This is a genomic window from Brotaphodocola sp., assembly GCF_050873365.1.
Taxonomy (GTDB): Bacteria; Bacillota; Clostridia; order Lachnospirales; family Lachnospiraceae; genus Brotaphodocola.
Map to the genome: position 1 here is coordinate 1 of NZ_JBNMIQ010000034.1, position 25,326 is coordinate 25,326.

A 25,326-nucleotide genomic window follows, 5' to 3' on the forward strand; every position below is an offset into this window, starting at 1 on the left:
CAAGTCGACGCTCGCGGAGACTTGGCGCGTGATTTTGGTCAGCTCTGCTGACATCTTCTTATCAAAATCACTGCGCATCCACGCGGAGCGTATAACTCAGAAGGGGATTGTCTCCCCTCCTGAGAAAGTTTGTGATACCCACCACCTATAGAGGAGGGGGACATCCACTCTGTGTTATACAGTCTATTGACGCTGACAAATAAAATCTTATTTGACTTATTTGAGTGCCTCGCGGTAAAACTCAACAAACTCGGTGTATCCTTCCTTGTTCAGCTGTTCCTTCTGGAACTTCTTGTTCTTGTTCATCTGGGAAACGAGAACCTGAACGCCGGCACTGCGCTCCTTCATGGCCTGCTTCATAATCTCGGAAAGGCGTTTTGCATCCATTCCCTTCTCGATCAGATAAGCCTTGCGCTCTGCCTGATTCTCTACCTTACCGCCCTGATCCATGAGGATCGTAACGATTCTCTCAAAACCGATGGAGAATCCGCATGCCGGGGTGTCCTGACCGGTGAACTTGCCAATCATCTTGTCATAACGACCGCCACCTGCAACGGAACCTCCGAAGCCTTCCATCGAAACCTCGAAGATCGTTCCGGTGTAGTAGGACATTCCTCGCACGAGAGTCGGGTCAAATGCGAGCTTGAACTCGGTCTCTGCGACATCGGTAACGGTATCCATGATATTTGCAAGGTTCTCAGAAACGCTCTCCGGCATCACATCTGCGAGGATCTTTCCGAGTGCGCGCACGCCCTCTGCATTGTCAGTCACCTGTCCAAGCAGATCTGCATACTTCTCAACCGCATCCTGTGCATAGCCGTTCTCAAGCAGTTCTGCCTTTACGCCGTCCATGCCGATCTTATCCATCTTGTCCAGAGTGATGAAGACCTGATCGAGGCTGTCCTCTGCAAATCCGCAGTGGAGTGCCATTCCCTTTAAGATGCCACGGTCATTGATACGAACCGTAAATGCATTGTCCGGGCAGATTCTTCCGAGAGCCGTCGTCGTAGCCAGAATCAGCTCGATCTCAGCCATGCTCGACGGATCGCCGAGAATATCAATGTCACACTGGGTGAACTGACGGAAACGTCCCTTCTGCGGGCGGTCAGCTCTCCACACACTTCCCATCTGAAGCGCCTTAAACGGTGCCGGGAGCTGGGATGCATTGTTGGAATAGTAGCGGGAAAGCGGAAGTGTCAGATCGTAACGCAGACCGCTGTCGGTCAGATCGTTCTCGGTCTCTGCGGTCTCAAGATTCAGCTTCTCACCGCGCTTTAAAATCTTGAAGATCAGCTTCTCATTGTCTCCGCCCTGCTTGCTCGTCAGGTTCTCGATGTGCTCCACGCACGGAGTCTCAATCTGCGTAAATCCAAATCCCTGATAGGTCTGACGGATCTGCTCCATCACAAAATTTCTGACCTGCATCTCCGCAGGCAGAATATCTCTCATGCCGGTAACCGGCTTCTTTTTCAGTGCCATGCTTCTTCTCCATCTTCTTATCGCCGAAATATCCAGTTCTGTTATGCTTCACACAATCCCCTTCCATTTTTATTTCATATGGGAGTGAATCTGCCCGTGAATCCTAACATTTTCCTGCATATCCTGGCGGTTGTCAATTACACATTCGCCTTACGATTATACTATTCCCGCCCACAAAATGCAATCCTGACCTTGCGTTTCCTCTCCATTTTTTCTAAAAAGGTCACAAAATTATCCGAATCCTCCGATAATCTTGCAACCTTCCCATTCCATAATTTCTTAATTTGTTTTATTTTATTATTTATCCAAAAATCTCTCGAAGACCGGCAAGCACGCCCTCCTCGTCGTTTTTGCAGGTCACAAACTTTGCGGATTTTCTGACTTCCTCCGGGGCATTTCCCATCGCATAGCCGAACTTTGCGGTCGCGATCATTCCCATATCGCTCTCGCCGTCCCCGAATGCGCCCGCCTGCTCAGCGGTCAGACCCAGCTTCTCGCACAGTGCTTCAAGCGCAACGGACTTCTTGACTCCGTTCTCGGTCACCTCGAGATACTCCGCATTCGACGCTGCGACCTGAAGATCCGGAAATGCCTCGCGCAGGCGAACGGCAAGTCGCTTCATCTGCTCCGGCTCTCCCATCAGCAGAAACTTGTGGATTCCTCCGTCCTCCGCAAAGGCTTCCTCGATCGAGCCGATCTCCGCAGAAAATCCCACGATCGCTTCCTCTCTCTGCTCTCTCGCATCCTCCCGATCGTCCACAATCCATTTCTCAAATCCGAATGTGTTACAGCAAACTTCCGGGAACTCGTTCTCCAAGAGACGCTTGAGTTTTACCGCCGTGTCGAGCGGAATCTGACAGCTGTACAGAGGCTTCTCGTCCTGATCGAGAATCAACGCCCCACAGAAACAGATCATCGGCGCATGATTTCCGATTTTTCTCTTAATCACGCGGACACCCTCGGGGGAGCGCGCAGAAGTCAGAACAAACGGAATCCCGTCCTTCTCCATCTCAAGAATCATTTTCCTCGTGTCCGGAGTCACCACGCCGTCCGAAGTGATGATCGTTCCGTCAATGTCACTGAACACAATTCTGCAATCATTCTTTTTCATAATTCTCTCGTCTCCTTTATGTCTTATTTTAGCTTGTCTTTTGAGCTCAATTTTATTTCTATCAATTTCTTTCTATAATTTTTCTTTTTATCATTTTCCTGTCTTAATTTTCTTCTCTTAATTTCCTTACCTTGATTCTCTTATCTTGTCTTGATTTCCTTTTTCTTTTTTTATCTTGTTTCATTCTTGAGCAGAGTATTGATCTCCCTCTGCAATTTCAGAAGTTTCGTATCCAGCGCCACGCCATCATCGACCATCTCCTGAATTCGCTGGTCCGCTAACTCCATCGCATCCTGATATCCGACAAAATGGGGCATCGGCTCCGCAAATTCCATCGCATCGCGCACGACCGCCATGTTGATATCCTCCGCCTGAATCTGCTCCACCGCCTGTCGAATCACAGGAAGACCGGATGCCAACTCCGGAATCTGACTCTGCGTCTCCAAATCGTAGCAGAGTTCCTTGAGAAATTCCCACGCCAGATTTTCCTTCTTTGTTCGACTGCTGACTCCCATCAGAAGCGTATCGAGAGCCGTCCGCCCCGAACCCGCCGTCTTTTCAGGCATCGCAACGCAGTCCCACTCAAACTCCGAGTACTTCTTAATCCGCCACGGGTACGGCTTGTACGTCTTATATTCCGCATACGTCATCGGCTGAAAGGCGACATTTCCCTGATCAAACTCTTTCGAGGTCACGAGATGCCCCTGATTCAGCGCCCGAAGCGTAATCAGAAAACTTACCGCCTCCTCGACCTTCTGATCTCCGAAAAACGAGGTCGTTCCGTTTGCATCAAACAGTTCCATCCCGGAAGCGCGCATCGCATACTGCCAATTGTAATCCAAAACGCCATACTGGTCAAACTTTCCATCTCCATTTAAGTCCTGCGTGACCTGTTTGCAGATCTCAAAAAATTCGTCCCAGGTCCAGTTCTCCTTCGGCATCGGAATTCCAGCCTGATCGAGAAGTGTTCGATTCACAAACATCAGCGTCAGGACACACTCGTAAGGCAGGGCATACTGCCCGTTTCGCGCCGTCCCGCCCGCAAATGTCGCCGGATAGTAATCTTCCTTTGAAAAGCTCGGATCTTCGCGAATCTGTCTGTCCAGATTTTTCAAAATATTCAGCGAAATCATGTTCTCCATCTCTCCATCCGGAATCATGAAGACATCCGGCTCCTCCCCGAGAAGCACCTGTTCGGACAGCCACTCAATATAATCTTCCTTGAGCACACCGCTCGTGTACTCGACTTTCACTCCCGGATGTTTCTGCTCAAATCGGGCAATCGCATCATCAATCACCTGATAGCAGTCACCGTTTGGCACATCCCAGTAACTCCCGGCAAACATTCCAAACTTCAACACAAGCGTCTGATTCTTCCTTCTCTGCACGGCCCAGACTCCGACAAAGAGGATCACCACCGCCAGAATTCCGATGAGCGCGGTGTAGACCTCGACGTTCCATCTCTTTTTCTTTTCATTTTCCTGTTTTCCTGCTGTCTGCATCATCCGTTTTCTCTTCTCCGTCAATTTCTCGTCGATCCGCCATCTTCCGCCCAAACTGATTCTTCCCGCGAAAGAATCCCAGAAAAAAATCCTAGAAAGAATCCCAGAAAAAATCTAAGCCGGTTACGAAAAATCTTTCTTTGTGACTCCGGTCTGCACCGCCCAGATCGCAAGTTGAGTCCGATCTCTGAGATCAAGTTTGCTCAAAATTGAGCTCAAATTGTTTCGGATCGTTCCCTCCGAGAGATTGAGAGCGACCGCAATCTCCTTGTTGGATCTACCAAATCCAACCTGCTGGATCACGCGCCATTCCGTCTTGGAAATGTCCTCAACAAAACGACTGTCGACATGAATTCCGTAATCGCCCTGCGCCATCTGGGAAAACAGGCGCACAACCTTGACGGCAATGTCCGGATTGATCATCGCCTTTCCGCTGTAAACCGTCCGGATTGCGCCGGTCAGCTCCGCCATCGAAACTCCCTTGAGCAGGTATCCGCTCGCCCCGTATTTCAGCGCATTGTATACATACTCGTCATCGTCAAACGTTGTCAGGATGATGATCTTGATATCGGGATAATTTTCCTTGATAATCTGCGTGCAGGAAACGCCATCCATCTCCGGCATCCGCACATCCATCAGAATCACATCGGGCTTCTCCCCGCGCACCGCACGGATGACCTCTCGCCCGTCTCCCACCGGTGTCATCACTTCCATGTCCTCATTGGCAGACAGAATAATCTGAAGACTGTCTCGAATCAATGCCTGATCATCCGCAATCAAAATCTTGATTTTCTCTTTTCCATTCATATCAATTTCGTTCCCCCCATCTGATCGGAATGTTTGCCACAATCAAAAATCCACTTTCACTGCTACATTCAAGCGTTCCATTGAGCATCGCAAGACGCTCCCTCATATGTTTCAGACCAAATCCCGGTTTCACTTCGGAACAGCCACAGCCATTGTCCTTCACGGCAATCGTGAGCCACTGATCAACCTTGCTGATCCCGATATCGATGTAACTCGCCTTTCCATGACGGATTGCATTCGTCGTCGCCTCCTGGATGACTCGATAAATCACCTCTTCCTCATCCTCGTGGAACCGGAACGGATGCACCTGATTGTGAAAGACAATCTCCACCTTCGCCGTTTCCCCCATATCTTTGAGCATTTTCTGAATCGCGTCTTCCAGTTCCAGTTTTTCGAGCGCATCCGGGCGAAGACTGTTCATCGATCTTCGGACATCCGTCATGCCCTCACGCGCGACCTCGGACACCTTCTCAAGCTGTTTCTTCGCAGCTTCCGGTGCAATCTCCATCATCATCACAGCCGCATCCACGCCGGCAATGATTCCGGTCAGCGCATGACCAAGCGTATCATGGATCTCTCTCGCAAGTCGGTTTCTCTCCCGGATCTCCGCATTTTTCTCCGCCTCGATCGCATAACTCTTGAGCTTTCTGTTTGCAAGTTCAAGCTGACCATTTAAAGACTGGATTCGCTCGCGCTCCCGGTACTCTTCCTGAATCACCAGAGCTGTGTACCAGATAAAGAGCACAAGATTTGTCGAAACCAGAATACTCCTGACACTCTTTAGTACCGCCTGCATATCCGTCTCAAACACTGCCAGAAAGACATCCCAGGAGATCATTGAAAATCGCTCTCCAACAAGATCAAAATCGAGGATCGTGGACAGAATCACCACCGAAAGTCCAAACATCAGCTTCTGATTTCCACCACGCTCTCCGCGCATCATATCCGCTGCCATCACGAGCACAAGCCCATTGTATGCGAGATTCATGCCCGCTCCCGATGCAATGCACGCCACAATCTCCGCCTCAAGAAACAGAGGGCGAAGCTCCTCCCACTCGCCCTCGCACTTTCGGCTCAGACTTCCAAAAATCACAAAGGCGACATAGCCAAAGACCGAAAAGGCGATCATCTGCTCCGGCTTCCACGGTCTCACCTTCACGGTTTTGAGGAACTCTCCGGCTTCCATCCGCCCGACGACGCTCCACAGCGCATATGCCATCACACCGCTGACAAAACAGACTGCAATAAAATTGACGATATAAATTCCGATCTGAAGCTTCGAAATCAGAGATTCCCTCTTTTCTCCCTGCGTCATCTCCCGCACACCTGCCGGTGCACCCATACTCATCTTGCTGATCTCATCACTGCCATCCATCCGCTCCATATTCCTCCAGATTCTCCTTTGTCACAAGTTCCGTCTGTACGAGAACACGTCTCGGAACGTTCTCTCCATCAAAAAAACGGTAGATCACATCCGCTGCCATCCGTCCAATCTTTCTTGGAAACTGTGCCGATGTGGCTGTCATAATCCCCTCGGCAATCATTCCCTTTCCATCCGGAGAGCCATCAACCCCGTAGACGAGGATCTGCCCGTCTCTCCCCTGTTCTTTCAGTGCTGCCATGCTTCCCATTGCCGCCAAATCATTCAGACACATAATCACATCGGCATCCGGATGTTTCTTCAAAAGTTCCTCCGTTGCCGGCATCGCAAGTTCGAGCTGACCGAGACAGTCCGCCTCATCGAGAATCTCGTATTGCGGATTATTTGCCAGAAAATCCTTAAATCCCTGGATGCGATCGATTCCCGATTTCGCCACGCTATGACTAAGCAAGAGGATCTTTGCACTTTCTCGCGTTTTCATCAGATGCTGTGCGCAGAGCTCCCCGGCGCGATAATTGTCCGAAATCACCGTACAGCGGACGAGAGACTCATCATAGACATCGCTGTCCACAACAATCACCGGAATCCCGGCTTCCTTTGCCTCCTCAAGCGCCGGCTTAATCGCCTTCCAGTCAACCGGATTGATGAAAATTCCAGAGACATTCTGATCCACAAACTCACGAATCTGGCTGATCTGCTTCTCGACATCGAGTGCCGGATCTCTCGTGAGCAATCGATCCCCGTTTGCCTCAAGCGCATTGCGGATCTCGTCATCAATGATCTCGTAAAATGGATTGTTCATCGTCATATAGGTGGCACCGAATTTTCTCCCCGCCCGGTAAAACGCAATCGTCTTCCCCGCAAGGATAAAAAACTCAAGTCCCACAACTATCAGAATCAGGCTGACTATCGCCATCCAGATTCTCCTTCTGCGCCGATCCATCTGCCTCTGTCACCCCCTGCTTTTGCATCTGTCACTTGTCCTCATTTTACCATGAGTTTTCGAATTCGGCAATTTTCTGTTTTACAAATATGAATGATCACACCTGCTCTCTTACACCTTAAACCAACCACTTTGCGACGAAGACGGGAAAGTACATGCAAACCCGTGTGAGTCGTCGGTGCTTAGACCGTGTAGTTTACGGTCTTATGCACCGCTACGTCCGCTCTGCGTATCAAGGAAGCGCCAGTGACGCTTCCTCTGATTTACCCGGAGCGCGAGCGTGTTTGCATGACTTTACCCGTCGAAGGAGTTCGCCAACAATGCTTTAACGCATCACCGTAATGCCACAAAAGGCCGGCACACATTTTCATGTGCACCAGCCTCAATGCCCCAGAGCGCATCTCAAATGATTTTATGATGCTAGAATTTGTGATGCCCCCACCTCCCCACCTATCGAGGAGGGGGACATCCACTCTGAGTTATAAGTTTTCTGAGATCGGCTGACCAGCCGCCTCCAGAATCTTCTTCACGTTCTTTTTTCCATTTTTTCTTCCGGTCCAGATGACAAGCGCCATCGCGGAGAACAACACAGCCAATATGATTCCAAATACTCCCCTCAGAGTTCCGGCGTTCATATAAAATCCGTTCACAGCCAGAATCACTCCGATCACCGCGATCGACAGACACCCTCTCTGCCAGTTTCCAAGGCGTCTCAAGGCATCCACCTGCATCTGCGCTTCTTTGATCAGCATTTTCTGCTCCTGTATGGTCTGTGCGGTACCTTCCATTGCAATCCCTCCGCTCACTTCATAAATCGGTTTGATTTCCTGATTTGATCTTTCATCGACTCGATCTAGTCTCGGCTTCTGCATCTGAATCCACTGTGCCAAATATTTTCCATCATAGTTCCTACCCATATGCGGTAGAATCATGTTCCTGCTTCACTCCAAAAAATATGGGGAATGGGAATGAAGCAGGACTCATGAAACGATGGGGAGGATATTGGCAACTTATCAATCGCGATTAGTAGGACAGACCCGGATCAAAGAATCCAAGAAGTACGCCGACAAATGCGATCACAACGAGAATCAGCATTACCATGGTTGGGGAAATCTTCTTCTTCGTCATCAGCCACCAGCAGAAGATTACGGTCACTGCGGACAGAAGTTTCGGGTAAATCTGATCCAGAGTGCTCTGAAGGGTGATGATTCCCGGAATCTCAAAGGAAGTGGAAATGCTGATCCAGCTTGCTGCTACTGCACCGATTACCATGGTACCAACCATGATGATCGAATCACGGATTGCCTGAGCCTGCTCACCTACAAGCAGTTCCACGGCCTTTCCGCCCATCTCATAGCCCTTTGCATAAGCGAACTTCATTCCAAAGAACATCAATGCGTTCCATACAACGATATAGAAGATTGCGCCGAGCGGAGAACCACCGCCGGACAGTCCAAGTGCAATTCCTAAGAGGATCGGGATCAGGGTTCCTACGATCAGGGAGTCACCGATACCGGCTAAAGGTCCCATCAGACCTGCACGGATACCGTTGATCGTCTCACCGTCGATGCCCTCGCCGTTTGCCTTTGCCTCTTCCAGACCTGCTGTGATACCAACTACAAGGGTACCGATCTGAGGCTCTGTGTTGAAGAATGCGGAGTAGGTCTTCAATGCTTCCTTCTGCTCTTCCTTCGTGTCATACAGTTCCTGCACAACCGGAAGCATTGCACACAGATAACCGAAGGTCTGCATGTGCTCCTGAGAGAAGCAGGTCAGGTTGCCGTAAAACCAGGATAAGAAAGATTTATTTAATGTTTTTTTAGAAAGTTTTTTCATCTTATATATCCTCCTCATCATCGTCATAGCTTGCTGCGCCAGCTACTGCCGGACGAATTTTCAGCATCTGGATCTTGTAGTTGATGACTGCAAAGAATCCACCGATCAGAGCTGCACCGATCAGGTTTACTCCCATGCATGCAGCCAGTGTAAATCCAAAGAAGAAAGTCAGGAAATCCGTTGCCTTCGTGATAACCTGTTTCAGCAGGATTGCAACTCCGACTGCCGGAAGAAGGCTACCTACGGTAAACAGAGTCTTCATTGCGATACCATCCATCGGCAGGTAAACTTTCATCAGGTCTACCATGCTCGAACCAGCCATCGTGATAATGACGGTCGGAAGGAAGGAGCAAAGGAAGTGAGACAGCCACGGAAGACCCATGTCGACGAGATAGAGTTTCTTGAAATCTCCATCCTCAAGTGCTTTCCAGCCCATATGCTGCCATACCAGGTTGACGGTTGCGGTTCCGTAGAAAAGAACGGTTCCGAGGGTTCCTACTGCTGCTCCAAGGGTTGCTGCCATATCCGTTGCCTGCTTGGAAGCCGGATCAATGCCCATTCCCTTGATTGCACAGATTGCAAGCGGAATACCTATGTAACTGATCGCACGAACATCAGCGGAAACAGTTCCGCCCGGAGTTACGAGCGCGATATAGATAACCTGAATTGCTGCGCCCACGATGATGCCCGTCTTCATGTCTCCGAGTACCAGACCTACAACAAGTCCAGCTACGAGCGGACGACCCAGTGTGTAGTTTCCGAATGTCGTGCCACCAAGACCCGGCATACTGGAAAGACATGCACAGATACCAAGAATGATTGCCTGAATAAGATTAATTTGCATAAATCAATCCCTGCCTTTCAAAAGATTTTTTATTTAAAATCCAAAATTTTAGAATCCAAACTGTCCACGGAACTTCGTCCAGTTTCCGATTGCCTCATCTTTCAGCAGTGCAAATTCTACACTGTATCCCTTCTGCATAATTGCCTCGAGAGCCTCTGCCTCTTCCTGAGTGATCGACTGGTTATTGCCCAGTTTCGTTGCGCCCGGACGGTCGTTGCACGGTCCGATGATGACGGTCTTTACACCCGGATCAAATCCCTGGTCTACAAGGATCTTCTTCATATCTACCGGATTCTTCGTGATCAGGAAATAACGATCCTTACTGTCGAGCACCTTCTGGCATTTTGCCTTCCACTCGTCCATCGTCCATACAAAGGTCTTCTTTCCGGAAGCACTCTTGTATGCTGCCTTCAGAACCGGATTGGATGCTGCAAGATCATTGACTGCAACAAGTCCATCACACGGATACTCCAGAGCCCATCTGGTACAGGTCTGTCCATGAATCATACGGTCATCTACTCTCACAAAAGATACTGACATAAGTTTTTCCTCCTTAATTCTCGTCCCCGATTTTGGTTTTCTTTATTCCCTTATTGATTGCTATTAACCTTATTAATCAATTTCCCTTAGTAATTGATTTCCCCTATTAACTCTTAAACTTAACGCTTAAACGATACATTAAATATCGTCTTCCTCATCGTCGTCGAGCTTCAACTCCATCTCCTTGATCGCATCTCTCGACTCGGAAACCAGGCTTGCCTTGAGGCTCTCAGTGTCAAGCGCATCCTTCATCAGTGTAGCGGTCAGCGCCATCGGAAGGTTCATACCACCGAAAGCAGTGGTCTTTGCGAGCAATCCCTTCTTCGTCAGCACATCGAGTGCGGTTGTCAGCGGAGAACCACCGATGATATCGGCAAGCAGGATGATCTCATCGTCCTCCTTGATCGGCTCAATCAGCTTTCCAAAATTCTCTGCAAACTCATCTGCGCCCATTCCATCCTGAAGACTGGTGCTCAGGATATCCTCGCGACCGCCACCAGCCAGCATATTCAACACGCTGTGCAGACCCGGTGCAAAGGTTCCGTGGCTGACAAGTACGACATATTTCATCTCGTTTCCCCCTTTTTCTTATCTTTTTATATTTTTTATGTTTTTTTCATTTCTGTACTCATATTTTACTAATTTTCCCAATCCGAATCATCTGCACTCTGTCACTTTTTACAAACACAAAAAAATGACATTTGTCATGTCACCGTGACAAATGTCATTCTCTCCTCAAATATGCGACTCCTAATTGTCGCTATTTTTTCATTATGGTTTTTTTGATACTTTTTTCGATATTTTATTTTTTTGATATTTTTTCAATATCCCTATCTTTTTTTATACTGTTTTCAATACGCTTTTTAATACCTTTTTTTATCGTTCTTTACATAGTTCTTTACATCGAGAGAAGTTTTTCCTTGCGCGCAATCATCTCATCGATTCGCTCAATGTACTGTTCGACATTCTTGACGTTCTCCGCACGCTCAATCCGGTTCTCCTCCGGGAAGAGGCGTTTCGTCGTCGTTCCCGCTCCACACGCGATGATCGTCTGCTTCTCCTCCATGATCAGGATGTTGTAGATGCAGGCTTTTCCCGGTGACGCATATCCGACGTTCTCAAAGTTGCCTGCCATATTTTTCTGGCGATACAGATAATACGGCTCAAGACCAAGCTCGCGCGCATACTTTGCCGTGAGATCAATCATCTCCTGCGTGTTCGTGATCTTTAAATCCTTGTAGACTTCCTTCATCGTGTTCAGACGGGCTGCGCGCTTGATCGCAAGCGAGTGAACCGTGATGCTGTCCGGTTCAAGTGCCTTGACTGCCTCCATCGTCGCCTGAACATCCTCGATGTTCTCCTCCGGGAGTCCGACAATCAGATCCATGTTGATGTTGTCAAATCCAAGCTCTCTCGCCATCGCGAATCGCTCCTTGACATCCTCAACGGTGTGACGGCGACCGATCAAATCAAGCGTCTCCTGCTTCATCGTCTGCGGATTGATCGAGATTCGCGTGATTCCGTGATCGCGAAGTACCTGCAATTTCTCCCGTGTGATGCTGTCCGGGCGACCTGCCTCGACCGTGAACTCCTGCACATGGGAGAGATCAAACGTGTTCTCAATCTTTGTGATCAGGCGATCGAGATCCTCCGGGCTCAGCGAAGTCGGCGTTCCACCGCCAAAGTAAATCGTCTCGAGACGGCATCCGCGCTTCTTCTCTGCGACATAGTCGAGTTCCTTGAACAGCGCCTCAAAGTACTGGTCCATCTTTCCCTGCCATCTTCCAATCGGGTAGGAGGTGAACGAACAGTACAGACACGTTGTCGGACAGAACGGGATTCCGACATAGAGACTGTATCCGTCGCGATAATCGATGCCGGAGAGAAGCTCGCGCTCCTTCTGTGCAATCTCAATGCTCAGGTTGATCTTCTCATTTCCGGTGTAGTATGTCTCCTTCATCTCCCGGCGGATCTCATTTTCTGCCTCGCCCTGCTCAAGTTTCGTCAGTGCGATCTTTGTCGGGCGGATTCCGGTCAGTGTGCCCCACGGAAGCTGTTTGCCCGTTCTCTCCATCAAGAGCAGGTAGAGACGGCGTTTAATCTTATTTTTTGTCTCAAAGCGGTTGTCGTAATCGACCTCAATCGGCTGTTCTCCCTCGATCGCACGGCGCTCCTCGCGCATCTCCGGCTCAAGTTTCAGCTCGGAAAAAGCAAAAAACTGCGGTTCTCCAAACGAAATCACATGAAGAGCAAAGGTCTTTCTGTCGTCTGAGAGTGTTCCCTTGACCGCCAGATTGAGTCCGTCCTGATATTCATGGACAAACGTCTCTCCCGGAAAAAATGCCATCATCAGTTCCCGGATATCCTGCTCGTAAGCATCATCATTCAGTAAAATTCCTATCATCTGTCTACCTCTATCTCTTTATCCCTCTATCGCTCATCGCTCTAATTGCCTCTGTCCGGCTTCCCATTCAAGTCGACTCGACATCAGCGAAAACGAGTATACGACACAACCGGATTATATTTCTTCTCGTAACCGATCGTCGTCGGATCTCCGTGTCCCGGATAAACCATCGTGTCGTCCGGAAGCACAAAAAGTTTCTCCGTGATCGACTTCACGATCGCCGAAGAGCTTCCAGTCGGAAGATCTGTCCGTCCCATAGACTCATGGAAGAGCGTGTCTCCGCTGATCAGCACTTGCTCTGCCTCCAGATAATAGCAGACAGAACCTGCGGTATGCCCCGGGGTCGAAAGCACCTTCCACTCATCACCGAGCAGATGAATCACCTGGCCATCGCGCAGAAATTCGTCAGCACTCAGCTCCATTCTCTCGGTTCCGAGCGTTCCGGAGAGGTTCATCGAGGAATCCTCAAGCAGACGCTCCTCATCGACATGCGCATACACCTTGCAGTGGAACGCACGGCGAATATCCTCCACCGCCAGAATGTGATCAAAATGACCGTGGGTCAGAAGAATTGCCACCGGCTCCACGCCAAGCTCCCGGCATTTGTTCAGCAGAAATGCTCCGTTGTCCGCCGGATCTACAATCACTGCTTCCTTCTTTCCCTCATGGTAAATGACATAACAGTTTGTGCTGATTCCGCCCAGCACATAAGTCTTTATACGAAAATCGCTCATTTCGCTCCCAGCTCCTTTTCTATTTCCCCGTTTTCTCTTCTTATAAAAAAATTACTTTACAGTAAAAGAACTGCGGTGGTTAACCCGCAGTCCTCTCAATATCAAGAACGCCTTCAATCTGGCGCAATTTATCGATCAAACGATTCAGTTCTTCCACTCCGTGAATGTCAAATGTCATCACGATCGTCGCCTTGCCCTGCTTGCTCGTCCGCACATTCATCGAGGTGATGTCGATCTGGCGCTCCGTAAATACCTTGGAGATGTCGACGAACATTCCGATTCGATTGTTCGCGTAAATCTGGATCTCCGTCGAGTACTTCTCCTTGCCCTCATCGCTCTCCGGCTGTTGCCACTCTGCATCCATCAGACGCGCTCTCTCATCCTCCGGAAGGTTGATGATGTTGATACAGTCTGTGCGGTGAATCGAGACGCCTCGTCCACGGGTCACAAAGCCGACAATCTCATCGCCCGGAACCGGACTACAACAGCGCGAGAAACGAACGGAGAGATCGTGGACGCCCTTGACGACAATCCCGCTCTTGGACTTCTTGTTCGATACCGGAACCTTTACATCCGACTCGGCAAGCGTGTCGAGAACCGTCTTGTCCGTGATCTCCTTCTTCTTTTTCTTCTCCCGCTCCTCAAGCATCTTGTTGATGACCTGACCCTCTTTCAGACCGCCATGTCCGATTGAGGCAAGCACAGAATCCCAGTCTTTGAATGCATAGCGCATCATGACCTTCTCCTGAAACTCCGGCTTATTGATCTCCGGGTAATTGATGCCCTTCGCCTTACAGTAACGGTCAATCAGCTCACGACCACGAATGATGTTGTCTTCCTTGAGCTCATTCTTGAACCACTGATTGATCTTGTTCTTCGCCTGTGTGCTCTTCACAAGAGACAGCCAGTCACGGCTCGGTCCCTTGGAGTTCTGAGACGTGATGATCTCAATCTGATCACCATTCTGAATCACATAGTCGATGTTGACGAGCTTTCCATTGACACGCGCGCCGACCATCTTGTTGCCGACTGCACTGTGAATCGCGTAAGCAAAGTCGATCGGCGTCGATCCACTCGGCAGAGTCTTGACATCACCGGTCGGGGTGAAGCAGTATACACTATCGGAGAACAGGTCGAGATCGCCCTTGACCATGCTGAGGAACTCTTTGGAGTCGTCGGTGTCGCGCTGCCACTCCAGAATCTGACGAAGCCAGGACAGCTTTGCCTCCTCGTCTCCGGCTGCAATCTTTCCGCTTCCGCTCTCCTTGTACTTCCAGTGAGCTGCAATACCGTACTCAGCTGTCCGGTGCATGTCGTAAGTTCGAATCTGAATCTCAAACGGCTGTCCGGTGTTTCCGATCAAGGTCGTGTGAAGCGACTGGTACATGTTCGGCTTCGGCATTGCAATGTAATCCTTGAAACGTCCCGGGATCGGCTTATACATCTCATGGATGACACCGAGGGCCGCATAACAGTCTTTCACACTGTCGACGAGGATACGAACTGCAAACAGATCATAGATCTGGTCGAGGGTCTTGTTCTGGTTGACCATCTTCTTGTAAATGCTGAAGAAATGCTTCACGCGTCCGACCACCGTCGCCTCGATCCCGGCTTCCTTCATGTGGTCCTGAACCTCGTCCACAATCTCCTGAACAAAGGCTTCTCTCGAATCCTTGCGGAGATTGACTTTCTCAACGAGATCAAAATACACATCCGGTTTCAGGAAACGGAAGGAAAGATCATCAAGCTCAATCTTGATCTTGGAAATACCGAGACGATCCGCAATCGGAGCGTAGATCTCAAGCGTCTCGCGCGCCTTTTCCTTCTGTTTTTCCGGCTTCCAGTACTGTCCGGTTCTCATATTGTGCAGACGGTCGGCAAGTTTTACGATGATAACACGGATGTCCTTCGCCATCGCGAGGAACATCTTTCGCAGGTTATCCGCCTGAATCTCCACCTTGTCTTTATCCCATGACAGCTGTGTCAGCTTTGTTACTCCATCTACGAGGAACGCTACCTCGGCATTGAACTCCTTCGTGAGTTCATCAAGCGTCATCGCCGTATCCTCCACGACATCGTGAAGCAAACCGGCTGCGATCGTCTCCTTATCCATCTCTAAGTCAGCCAGAATGATCGCAACACAAAGCGGGTGAATGATGTACGGTTCACCCGATTTTCGTTTCTGTCCTTCATGGGCCTCGTCTGCGACTCTGTACGCTTTCTCAATCATCGAAATGTCATCTGACGGATGATATCTGCGAATCGTGCGGACGAGGTCCTTATACAATTCCTCCGGAGTTGTAAAGTCTGCCGGATCTTCCAGTTCTCTCTCAACTTTCTTTGCTTCTTCGTTTGCCATGGGAAAGCCACCTCTTCTGCGCATAAGTTATTATGTATTATAATTATTTTTGTCAAAAAAAGCAAGGGGGAATAAAAATGGGACTTGCGGAGCATCGTTTCGGCTCCTTCGGCGAGTAAAGCCCTGCAAACACGCTTTCGCTTAATCTAATCATATAAAAAGGGGGGCGGAGTGCCCCTGCTCATTTGCAGTTGCGCTCCACCCCGCATGATTATCTCTTTCTATATTTCTTCCTATATTTATTACTTATGCTTATCTCTACTTATTAAGATAGAACTCCATCGGATAGGTCGGATAAGCGATCTCCTCGAGCTGATCCATCGTCACAAGACCTGCCGGTGCACGAAGAACTGCCGGGATTCGGTTGACGATCGTCGCACAGGTATGCTCTACGGTTGCCGGTTTCACAACGTGGAACTCGGTATCCGGCTCGCCCGTGATCTTCCAGTCACACATATCTCCGTCATCCGGTCCGTATACCTTGCCGATACACTGGGTCTCGATCACCGGTCCCTGGAACGTCTCCGTCGTCACTACGGCTGCCATGCCGATGCAGTTTCCTTTCGGAATCGTTGTGCCCATCGTGGAGGAATACAGGTCGCTGTCATGGAAATACGGAACACATTTCTGTGTCTGACTCTTGATCGTCCAGCCCATCTTCGATGCAAGTGCCTCGTTCGAGTTCCATACATACGACGGCTCGATCTCTTCCGGATGTGCGATCTGCTTCTCGAACTCCTCCGGTGTCAGTCCAACGCCGTGTGCCTTTGCGAGTGCAAGACCATAGTCCTCTACGTTGTAGCTGACTGCACCCTCGATCTTCTCGATCTTGTGGCATCCGCCTGCTACCATTCCTACCATATTTACCCAGAAGATATCTTCCATACCACTTCCAACGAAGGTACAACCATTCTCTTTCGCAGTCACATCGAGAAGATTTGCACGAACTGCATCGGTCGTCCAGCAGTACGTTGCCTCCTCACACGTTGTGATGACGCTGATTCCTCTCGTCAGACACTTCATATAGTGGTCAAAGCAGTCGCTCACGAGACTGAACAGCGTCACTACGGCGATATCTGCATCACACTCATCGAGAACCTTGTCGGCATCGTTGCTGATCAGGATACCTGTCTTCACACCGATTCCCGCATAGTCGCCCACATCCATACCCACGATCGCCGGATTGTTGTCGATCGCGCCTACGATCTGGCAACCGGTTTCATACAGATAACGAAGAATATATTTGCTCATCTTTCCACAGCCATACTGAACCACTTTAATCTTTTCCATATAGAAACCTCCTTCTACGTTCTACGGGCACGACAGGATGTTTTTCGTTTTGTTTGCCCCTGCCGTTTTGTTATTTATTTATCATACCCATAGTATAAGGTCTCATGTCACTTGATGGTCAACTGTGCATTCTAGCCAAATATTTCCTTCTATTTTGTGAAATTTACCGGAACCTGAAGACGCAAAAACATCGATCGCTTCTCGGTGTCAAACACATTAAACTCGGTCATCGTCTCGCAGATGTAGTCCCCGGCGATCTCATATTCCTGATCCTGACAGTACTTCAATAACCGTCCCGCAAATTCCTGCTCATCGCCAAACTCATCGAGGTAGACGCAGGCATACATCCCGTTCTCGATCGTCTCGACCTCATTGCGGAGTGGAAAATGCTCATCCACGAAGACGAAAATCTTGTTGGAGACGAAACGCTGTCTCAAAAAATCCTCTTTTTTCAGCAGAGTTCCGGCATTGCAGTAATATACCGGCGGGACGTTGTGCTCTAAGAGCTTCATTTTCAGCTTCTTCAGGATCACCTCGTAAGTGTCGATATCGTGATCGTAGAAATTGAGATCCGTCTCGATCCCGTAGATTTTTCTCGGACGGATATACTCTAAAGTAAATGTCCCTCTCTTCGGAGACTTCCGGTAACGCTCCATGCTCTCGATTGCACGGTCAATCGCATCCCTCTGCACCTTTCTCTGTTCAATCTCCGCGATCGTCTGCTCCCGCTTTTTGATCAGAATCGCCTCAATCTTGCGAAGATCCTCCGACGCGAGCACCTCCTGAATCTCCTTGAGCTCCATCCCGAGTTCTTTCATATATTGAATCATGTCCAGCCTTGCATTCTGGCGGATGTCGTAGTATCGGTAACGCGTGTTCGGATCGGTGTAGCAGGGGCGCAGAAGTCCCACGGAATCATAAAATCGAAGCGTCGGAACCGAAATGTTGTTGATTTTTGCCATCTCCCCGATACTCAAATATTTGTAAGCCATCTGTCTTTTCCCCCTCTTTTCTCCTGTTTTTCCCCATTTTCGGACAACGCCAGACACCCGCTCAACACATATCAACACATAAACGGTCGAACCCCGATATACCAGAAAAACTCTCATGCAACTTGAGAGTTTTTCTTTCTTTTTCGTCTATCGAAAGACAAGCAATTTCTAGCGAGTCCCCGGAATCTGATACATCAGTGCGTTGCAGATCGCAGCCACGATGTTGCTTCCACCTTTTCGTCCTCTCGCAACGATGCAGGGAACATCAAGACCGCAGATCAGTTCCTTCGATTCCACGACATTGACGAACCCGACCGGCGCTCCGATAATAAACGCCGGCGAGATCGTTCCCTCCTGAATCATCTCATAGAGGCGAATCAGCGCGGTCGGTGCATTTCCAACTGCAAAGATTACCGGTCCTTCCAGCTTTCCCGCATGCTCCATGCTGACAACCGCACGCGTCACCCCTCTCTCTTTCGCCTCTCTTGCGACATCGGGATCTGCCATAAAACAACGAACGCTCGCATTGAGTGCGCTCAGCGCGCGCTTGTTGATGCCTGCCATTCCCATATTGGTGTCGGTCACGATCGTCGCACCCGCCTTTAAGAGCTCAATCGCCCGCTCCACCGCATGATCGGAAAAATACAGATTTTCTGCATAATCAAAATCGGCGGAGGTGTGGATGCATCGCTTCACAACAAGGAGTTCCCCGGGTGTCCAGTTTCCTTTTGGCATCTCCGACTCGATGATCTGCATGCTTCTCGTCTCAATCTCCTCCGGCTTTACCCATTCCATCTGTTCAAACACGTTTCTGCCTGTCCTTTCTTAAATTTATCGCTTGACTCGTAATTTCAATTTCTTACTTTTCTTATTTCGAAGCTCTGCGTTTCAGCACTCCTTGCGATTAAACCCCATGATCCGGTAAATTGCCTCCATATCGAGGGATTCGCGGACGAGGTCTGCGAGCTTGTCGTACTGGCGCTGTTTGTAGGCTTCCTGACTCTCCGTCGTCATCTCCAGAGAGATTCCCTTCTTCTTTGCCAATTTCTCAAGAAGCGCATCCGTCAATTCTTCATTGTCAAACAATCCGTGCAGGTAAGTGCCGAGCACAAGACCATCCTCACGCTCAAGTCCCTCCCAGTTTTGACTCTCCCATGTCTGTGAAGTCTGACCCTGACGCTCCTGATCATGGAAACTCTCGGTTCCATTTCCCTTTTCTGTCTGCTCCGAATTTCTCGCAAAGATCGGCTTTGCCTTTCCGGTCAGCTCAGTGATTCCCATATGAATCTCATATCCATTCACCAGACTTCCCGGTGCGCAGGCTTCAAACATTCCCGTGTTCTCGCGAAGAACCACCTCGGTCTGACCGCGTGTCTTTTTCTGCTCAAATATCGTCCGTGCCGGAAGAAGTCCCATTCCGCGGATGCTTCTTCCCTCCTCGCCCTCGACTCCATTCGGGTCGGAGAGCTGTTCACCGAGCATCTGGTATCCTCCGCAGATTCCAATCACCGGAACACGCTCAAACTCAACTTTTCTGAGAATTGCAGGCTCAAGCCCGCTCTCCCTCAGCCAGATCAGATCGGAGATCGTGTTCTTCGTGCCCGGAAGAAGAATCAGATCCGGATTGCCAAGCTGGGAAGCTCTCTCGACGTAGCGCAACTGCACGCCCGCATGGCGCTCAAGCGCATTGAAATCCGTGAAATTGGAAATATGGGGCAGACGGATCACTGCAAGATCAAGACCTCCTTTGAGCAACTCCTCCGATCCGGTCCGCGTCAGGCGGTCAGACAGACTGTCCTCATCGTCGAGATCGATCTGCTCCATCGGGATCACGCCGATCACCGGAATGTGAAGTTTCTCCTCAATCATCCGAAGTCCCGGCTCAAGAATCTTTTTGTCCCCGCGGAATTTGTTGATCACAAGTCCTTTGATTCGCGCCTGTTCCTTTGGCTCAAGCAGGCTGACGGTTCCGTAGAGGGAGGCAAAGACTCCGCCACGGTCAATATCCCCGACGAGAATGACCGGAGCATCGACCAGCTCGGCAAGTCCCATATTTACAATATCATTTTCGCGAAGATTGATCTCCGCCGGACTTCCCGCACCCTCAATCACAATCGCATCAAACTCCTCCTCGAGTGTCTCAAATGCTTTCTTCACCGCCGGAATAAACTCCGGTTTTCTGCGATAGTAATCCATCGCGCGCAGGTTGCCGTAGACCTCACCGTTCACAATCACCTGACTTCCCATCTGGCTCGTCGGCTTTAAGAGAATCGGGTTCATCTCGACCGTCGGCTCAATTCCTGCCGCCTCCGCCTGCATCGCCTGCGCGCGCCCGATTTCAAGCCCATTTTTTGTGATGTAGGAGTTCAGCGCCATATTCTGAGACTTAAACGGAGCCGTGCGGTATCCGTCCTGCTTCAGGATTCTACACAGTCCTGCGACAAGAAAACTCTTTCCCGAATTGGACATCGTGCCCTGAACCATGATTTTTTTTGCGAGAGTCTTTTTGGCATTCTCCTGCCCCGTCATCCCGCAAGTTTCATTTTCTATCCTGTCCTTCTCTATGCTGTCCCTCTCTATGCTCTCCTTCTCACTTCTCATCTTCTTATCGGTCATGTCATTTTTCGTCCTGCTGTTTTCCATCACGCTTCTTTGCCTCCCGGAACTCGTGCGTAAAATTCTCATCGTAAAGTTTTGACAGCGCAAAATCATCCCCGAGAAATCTTCCGACAACGACGAGCGCCGTCTTTCGGATTCCGGCTTCCTTGACTTTCTCATCAATGTCGGTGAGTGTTCCCTTCACGATCTTCTGATCCGGCCACGATGCCTTGTATACAACAGCAACCGGCGTCTCCTCCGGGTATCCGCCCTCAATCAGTCGTCCGACAAGCTGATCAAGCTGACCGACACTCAAGAAAATCACCATCGTCGCCTGATGGGATGCAAGTGCCTCTATCTTCTCCCGCTCCGGCACCGGCGTGCGCCCCTCCATTCTCGTCAAAATCACGGTCTGGCTGACCTCCGGAAGCGTATACTCGCGCTTGAGTACCGCTGCGGTTGCAAGAAACGAGCTGACTCCCGGTATTACCTCATACGAAATCCCAAGCTCATCAAGGCGCACCATCTGCTCACGGTGAGCGCCGTAAATCGACGGATCGCCGGTGTGAACGCGCGCCACCTGCTTGCCCTCTGCCTCCGCTTTTTTCATCACCTCAATGACTTCAGGAAGCGTCATCTTCGCACTGTTGTAAATTTCTGCCGTCGGTTTTGCCCCGGCAAGCACTGCCGGATTGACCAGAGATCCCGCATAGATAATTACATCCGATTCCTCAATCAGTCGTTTTCCCTTCACGGTGATCAGCTCCGGATCGCCCGGTCCCGCTCCGATAAAATAAACCATTTCATCTTTTCCTTTCCACATAATAAGTTTTTGCTCACAACTCTTTTCTCACAGCTTTTCATACGCTTTCACATGGATGTCCTCAAACGTGCTGTTCTCCTTGTAAACCTCCCACGCCATATCGAGAAGCGGGAAGAGCATCACCGCTCCGGTTCCCTCTCCGAGCGCCAGATTTCCGTGAATCACCGGCTCAAGGTGAAGTTTCTCGTAGATTCGAGCACACGCCGGCTCTTTTCCGAGATGGGACGGAATCAGATAGGAAACAGCCTCCGGACAGATTGCTGTCGCGAGAAGTCCTGCAACCTCCGAAATGATTCCATCAAGCACAACCGGGATTCGCGAGATTGCTCCGCCAAGCATCAGTCCGGTCATTCCCGCAATGTCAAAACCTCCGAGTGAGGCAAGCACGCCGACCGGATCATCGGCGGACGGGTGGTGGAGCGCGATTCCACGCCGGATTGCATCGATTTTTCTTGTGAGTCCCTCATCCGAGAGACCGGCTCCCTTTCCGGTGACAACCTCCGGATCGACTCCAAGCATCACACTTGCGACTGCACTTGAGGTCGTCGTGTTTCCGATTCCCATCTCCCCGACTGCCAGCAAATCATATCCCGCGTCCTTGAGTTCGCCTGCAAGTGCAATTCCGTTGTGGATCGCCTCAAGCGCCTGCTCCCTCGTCATTGCCATCTCCCGGCAGAAATTCTTTGTGCCAAAATCCACTTTCATATTGCGGATTCCCGGCTCGTGAAGTGCCCCGGCAACTCCGATGTCAACCGGAAGCACCTCCGCTCCGACTGTTGATGCCATGCGGTTCACGCTCGCGATTCCGCGCGCAAAATTCTCGGTCACAATCGCGGTCACACTGCTGTCCGTCTGGCTCACACCCTCCTCGACAACTCCATTGTCCGCGCAGAACACGACAACCGCCTTGCGCTCAAGCGAGAGATTCTCCGTTCTCTGAATTCCCGCAATCTGTGTCAGGATCGTCTCAAAACGACCAAGACCATTTAACGGTTTTGCAATTCCGTCCCAATGGCGGATGGATGCCTCCTTTGCCTCCTCGCTCAGCGGACGCACCTGTCCACAAAGACAGTCAAGCTGTCTCTGATAGTATTCTTCCATATCAAATATCCACCTTTTGTTTTTTCTGTGCTTTTTTAGATGCGATACCCTCTCGGTGTCACCATTCTTCCATCGATCTCTTTCGTCTGCGAATTTCCGATAAATACGGTTGTGAACATATCCACCTGACGATCTGCAAGCTCGGAGAGTGTCATCACCTCGGCATGCTCGCCGTCTCTTCCGATCTGGGAGACGATTCCGCAGACTCTCTCCTCCCCGATCTCCTCCTGAATGATCTCACATGCGCGCTTGAGATAATCGGCGCGCTTCTTGCTCGACGGATTGTAGAGGCAGATCACAAAATCGCCGGCTGATGCCATTCTCAGTCGTTTCTCAATCTTCTCCCACGGTGTCAGAAGATCACTTAAGCTGATGACTGCAAAATCATGCATCAGCGGTGCTCCAAGCACAGCCCCGCCCGCAAGTGCCGCCGTTACTCCGGATACAACCTTGACCTTGCAATCCGGATACTCCTCTCCGATCTCAAGCATCAGACCGGACATTCCGTAGACGCCGGCATCTCCACTGCACACCATTGCCACTTTCTTGCCTTTCTGTGCCTCCTCAAATGCGAGACGACAGCGCTCTGCCTCCTGACGCATCGGCGTCGTCAGATATGTTTTTTCCGGAAGCATTTTTTTCATCAGCTCCGCATACACCGTGTATCCGACAATCACATCGCACGACTCAAGCACCTCTCGCGCCTCGATTGTCATCTGCTTTTCTTCCCCGGGTCCCATTCCCACAACGTAAATTTCGTTCATCCCTATCGCTCCTTACTGTTTTCTGCCTGTCCTTTTTCTATCTTTTTCCTGTCTTCTTCCTGTCTTCTTTCTAGTTTCTTCCTATCTTCTCTTCCTAGTTTCTTTCCGTTTTCTACTTTTCTTTTACAATCACAAGCGAATAGTATCCCGCTCCATCGTGAATCTCGTCGACACTCCGGCAAATCTTCTCGCCCGGAAGTCCGCAGTTTTCCACCATCATCGCCTCCATGCCGGACTGCGCGATGATTTCCTTGACGCGATCCAGATTTTTTCCCATCTTCATGATAACTTTCGTTCCCGGAAGTTTCAGTCCCTCCTCGATCTGTCCCGGCTGAGACAGCACATGGAGCTGTTCGGAATTCTCCGCAAGTCCCACGTTCAGCGTCGCCGCCGTTGCACAGAATGACGGAATTCCATTGATCAGTCGCGCCTCATAGCCTGCCTGCTGAACAAGACGGTGAATATAGAGATAGGTCGCATACAGCGTCACATCCCCAAGATTTAAGAAGCCGACCTGTTTGCCCTGTACGAGAAGATCTGTCACCTGCTTCGCCGCCGTCTCGTGCGCCTGCGCAAGACGCTCCTTGTCGCGCGTCATCGGAAGCTCCACGCCCACACACGGTTTCTCCTCGACCTCCGGAATCGCACGCTGTGCAATCTGGTACGCAATGCTACTGCGGTAATCCTCTCCCGGAACCATCAGCACATCGCACTCCTTGATTTTGCGCACCGCCTTGAGCGTCAGAAGCTCCGGATCGCCCGGTCCGACACCGATTCCCCAGAGAATTCCCGGAACCATTTTCTTTTTCCCGTTGTTCGTTCCAGATCCGCTCTCAGATCCGTTTTCACTCTCGATCTGAGTATTTCTCTCCCGTTCTTCCTCGGCGCGTCTTAAGGCATCCCGCGCATGGTCGACATACATTTTGCGAATCTCCGGATATTCCCCAAGTCCCTCAAAACTGCACTCCACCTCGTATCCCTGACGCAAAAACTGGTTTTTCCACGAATCTTCCTTCTCGCCTGCCATATCGATCATCACATGATTTCCTGCGACAATCAGAAGCGGGGCAAGCAGGACACGCTTTGGCTTCTGCTCCTCCACTGCCCGCATCATCGCGTCAAGTGTCGGGGATGCCTCGACGGTTCCGATCAGCAGATTTCCCGCTCCATCGTCCGTCAGATGTTTCTGGAGACGCTCGTAAGAGAAGTTTGCGACATGCTCCGTTCCATGTCCCATCAGCACAACTGCCGTTCCCGAAACACGGTACTCTGCAAATTTATTTTCCAGAATCTTTGCCAGACCCTGATAGTCTTTTTCATCCGTCAAAAGTGGTTCGCCACACGCAAACACCGGAAAACGATCCTGATATCTGCGGATCGTTCCCATCATTCGATCGTACTCAAATCCACGGATCACATGAGTCATCTGAACGAGAACCTCTTTATAACCCTGCGCGAGAAGACGCTCAAATGCCTGTTCCACATCATCGACCCAGATGCCCTCGCGCTCTCTCATGATTCGCATGATCGTCGGACTTGTAAATGCCCGGAAAAAATCATACTCCGGAAATGCCTCTCTCATCTCCGCCTCGATTGCGTCGATCGTCTTTGCACGCGTCTCGGGATAGCTCGTTCCGAAGCTGATCACAAGAAGGGCGCGCTTTTTCTCATTTGCCTTCGCTCTTTCCGGCACACTCTTCTGCGTATTTACCTGTTCACGTTCCTGCATTTCATTTTTATTTTCCATTTGTTTCTCCATTTTTCTATCTTATCTTATACTTATCCTTAATTCTGTTATTATTTTTGTTCGGTCTCAAC

General features: G+C 50.1%; 22 protein-coding genes. All 22 read right to left on the reverse strand.

Annotated features, from left to right (window positions below; translation table 11 throughout):
• Positions 1–216 precede the first annotated feature (216 nt).
• Entirely contained in the window at positions 217–1,479 is a 1,263-nt protein-coding gene (gene hisS / locus ACR0QT_RS12665) for a histidine--tRNA ligase (RefSeq protein WP_177976910.1), read from the reverse strand.
• Positions 1,480–1,780: 301 nt separating this feature from the next.
• A complete protein-coding gene (locus ACR0QT_RS12670) occupies positions 1,781–2,590 on the reverse strand; it encodes a Cof-type HAD-IIB family hydrolase (protein WP_432631072.1) in 810 nt (269 codons plus the stop codon).
• 170 nt (positions 2,591–2,760) lie between these two features.
• Positions 2,761–4,146 (reverse strand): ABC transporter substrate-binding protein, encoded by a 1,386-nt coding sequence (locus tag ACR0QT_RS12675; protein WP_432631073.1) that lies wholly within the window; start codon positions 4,144–4,146, stop codon positions 2,761–2,763.
• Between the two features lie 69 nt (positions 4,147–4,215).
• The gene (locus tag ACR0QT_RS12680; protein WP_432631074.1) at positions 4,216–4,899 is read right to left on the reverse strand and encodes a response regulator transcription factor; all 684 of its coding nucleotides are present in this window, start codon (positions 4,897–4,899) and stop codon (positions 4,216–4,218) included.
• Between the two features lies 1 nt (position 4,900).
• Positions 4,901–6,283 carry a sensor histidine kinase gene (locus ACR0QT_RS12685; RefSeq protein WP_432631075.1) on the reverse strand — a complete coding sequence of 461 codons (1,383 nt, stop codon included), beginning with the start codon at positions 6,281–6,283 and terminating at the stop codon, positions 4,901–4,903.
• Positions 6,261–7,223 (reverse strand): sugar ABC transporter substrate-binding protein, encoded by a 963-nt coding sequence (locus tag ACR0QT_RS12690; protein ID WP_432631076.1) that lies wholly within the window; start codon positions 7,221–7,223, stop codon positions 6,261–6,263. Before ACR0QT_RS12690 ends, ACR0QT_RS12685 begins: the two co-directional genes overlap by 23 nt.
• Positions 7,224–7,702: 479 nt before the next feature.
• Positions 7,703–8,155 (reverse strand): hypothetical protein, encoded by a 453-nt coding sequence (locus tag ACR0QT_RS12695; protein ID WP_432631077.1) that lies wholly within the window; start codon positions 8,153–8,155, stop codon positions 7,703–7,705.
• A 91-nt stretch (positions 8,156–8,246) separates the two neighbouring features.
• Complete coding sequence (locus ACR0QT_RS12700; RefSeq protein WP_432631078.1) at positions 8,247–9,059, reverse strand: PTS system mannose/fructose/sorbose family transporter subunit IID; 813 nt, start codon at positions 9,057–9,059, stop codon at positions 8,247–8,249.
• Position 9,060: 1 nt separating this feature from the next.
• Positions 9,061–9,903, reverse strand: coding sequence for a PTS mannose/fructose/sorbose/N-acetylgalactosamine transporter subunit IIC (locus tag ACR0QT_RS12705; RefSeq protein WP_432631079.1), 843 nt, complete (start codon positions 9,901–9,903; stop codon positions 9,061–9,063).
• A 48-nt stretch (positions 9,904–9,951) separates the two neighbouring features.
• A complete protein-coding gene (locus ACR0QT_RS12710) occupies positions 9,952–10,443 on the reverse strand; it encodes a PTS system mannose/fructose/N-acetylgalactosamine-transporter subunit IIB (RefSeq protein ID WP_432631080.1) in 492 nt (163 codons plus the stop codon).
• Positions 10,444–10,581: 138 nt separating this feature from the next.
• Complete coding sequence (locus ACR0QT_RS12715) at positions 10,582–11,013, reverse strand: PTS sugar transporter subunit IIA (RefSeq protein WP_432631081.1); 432 nt, start codon at positions 11,011–11,013, stop codon at positions 10,582–10,584.
• 328 nt (positions 11,014–11,341) lie between these two features.
• Complete coding sequence (gene hemZ, locus ACR0QT_RS12720) at positions 11,342–12,847, reverse strand: coproporphyrinogen dehydrogenase HemZ (RefSeq protein ID WP_432631082.1); 1,506 nt, start codon at positions 12,845–12,847, stop codon at positions 11,342–11,344.
• An 83-nt stretch (positions 12,848–12,930) separates the two neighbouring features.
• A complete protein-coding gene (locus ACR0QT_RS12725) occupies positions 12,931–13,581 on the reverse strand; it encodes an MBL fold metallo-hydrolase (protein WP_432631083.1) in 651 nt (216 codons plus the stop codon).
• 79 nt (positions 13,582–13,660) lie between these two features.
• Complete coding sequence (locus ACR0QT_RS12730; protein ID WP_432631084.1) at positions 13,661–15,940, reverse strand: RelA/SpoT family protein; 2,280 nt, start codon at positions 15,938–15,940, stop codon at positions 13,661–13,663.
• Between the two features lie 258 nt (positions 15,941–16,198).
• Positions 16,199–17,230 carry an NAD(P)H-dependent amine dehydrogenase family protein gene (locus tag ACR0QT_RS12735; RefSeq protein WP_432627397.1) on the reverse strand — a complete coding sequence of 344 codons (1,032 nt, stop codon included), beginning with the start codon at positions 17,228–17,230 and terminating at the stop codon, positions 16,199–16,201.
• A gap of 149 nt (positions 17,231–17,379) precedes the next feature.
• On the reverse strand, positions 17,380–18,222 hold the full coding sequence (locus ACR0QT_RS12740) for a MerR family transcriptional regulator (RefSeq protein WP_432631085.1): 843 nt from the start codon (positions 18,220–18,222) through the stop codon (positions 17,380–17,382).
• Positions 18,223–18,390: 168 nt separating this feature from the next.
• Positions 18,391–19,017 carry a precorrin-8X methylmutase gene (locus tag ACR0QT_RS12745; RefSeq protein WP_177976929.1) on the reverse strand — a complete coding sequence of 209 codons (627 nt, stop codon included), beginning with the start codon at positions 19,015–19,017 and terminating at the stop codon, positions 18,391–18,393.
• Between the two features lie 93 nt (positions 19,018–19,110).
• Positions 19,111–20,751: a cobyric acid synthase gene (locus tag ACR0QT_RS12750; RefSeq protein WP_432631100.1), complete on the reverse strand. Its 1,641-nt coding sequence runs from the start codon at positions 20,749–20,751 to the stop codon at positions 19,111–19,113.
• A gap of 88 nt (positions 20,752–20,839) precedes the next feature.
• Positions 20,840–21,622: a precorrin-4 C(11)-methyltransferase gene (cobM, locus tag ACR0QT_RS12755; protein WP_432631086.1), complete on the reverse strand. Its 783-nt coding sequence runs from the start codon at positions 21,620–21,622 to the stop codon at positions 20,840–20,842.
• A gap of 48 nt (positions 21,623–21,670) precedes the next feature.
• Positions 21,671–22,744, reverse strand: coding sequence for a nicotinate-nucleotide--dimethylbenzimidazole phosphoribosyltransferase (gene cobT / locus ACR0QT_RS12760; RefSeq protein ID WP_432631087.1), 1,074 nt, complete (start codon positions 22,742–22,744; stop codon positions 21,671–21,673).
• A 35-nt stretch (positions 22,745–22,779) separates the two neighbouring features.
• A complete protein-coding gene (gene cobJ, locus ACR0QT_RS12765) occupies positions 22,780–23,508 on the reverse strand; it encodes a precorrin-3B C(17)-methyltransferase (protein WP_432631088.1) in 729 nt (242 codons plus the stop codon).
• Positions 23,509–23,620: 112 nt separating this feature from the next.
• Positions 23,621–25,255, reverse strand: coding sequence for a precorrin-2 C(20)-methyltransferase (gene cobI / locus ACR0QT_RS12770; RefSeq protein WP_432631089.1), 1,635 nt, complete (start codon positions 25,253–25,255; stop codon positions 23,621–23,623).
• Positions 25,256–25,326 lie beyond the last annotated feature (71 nt).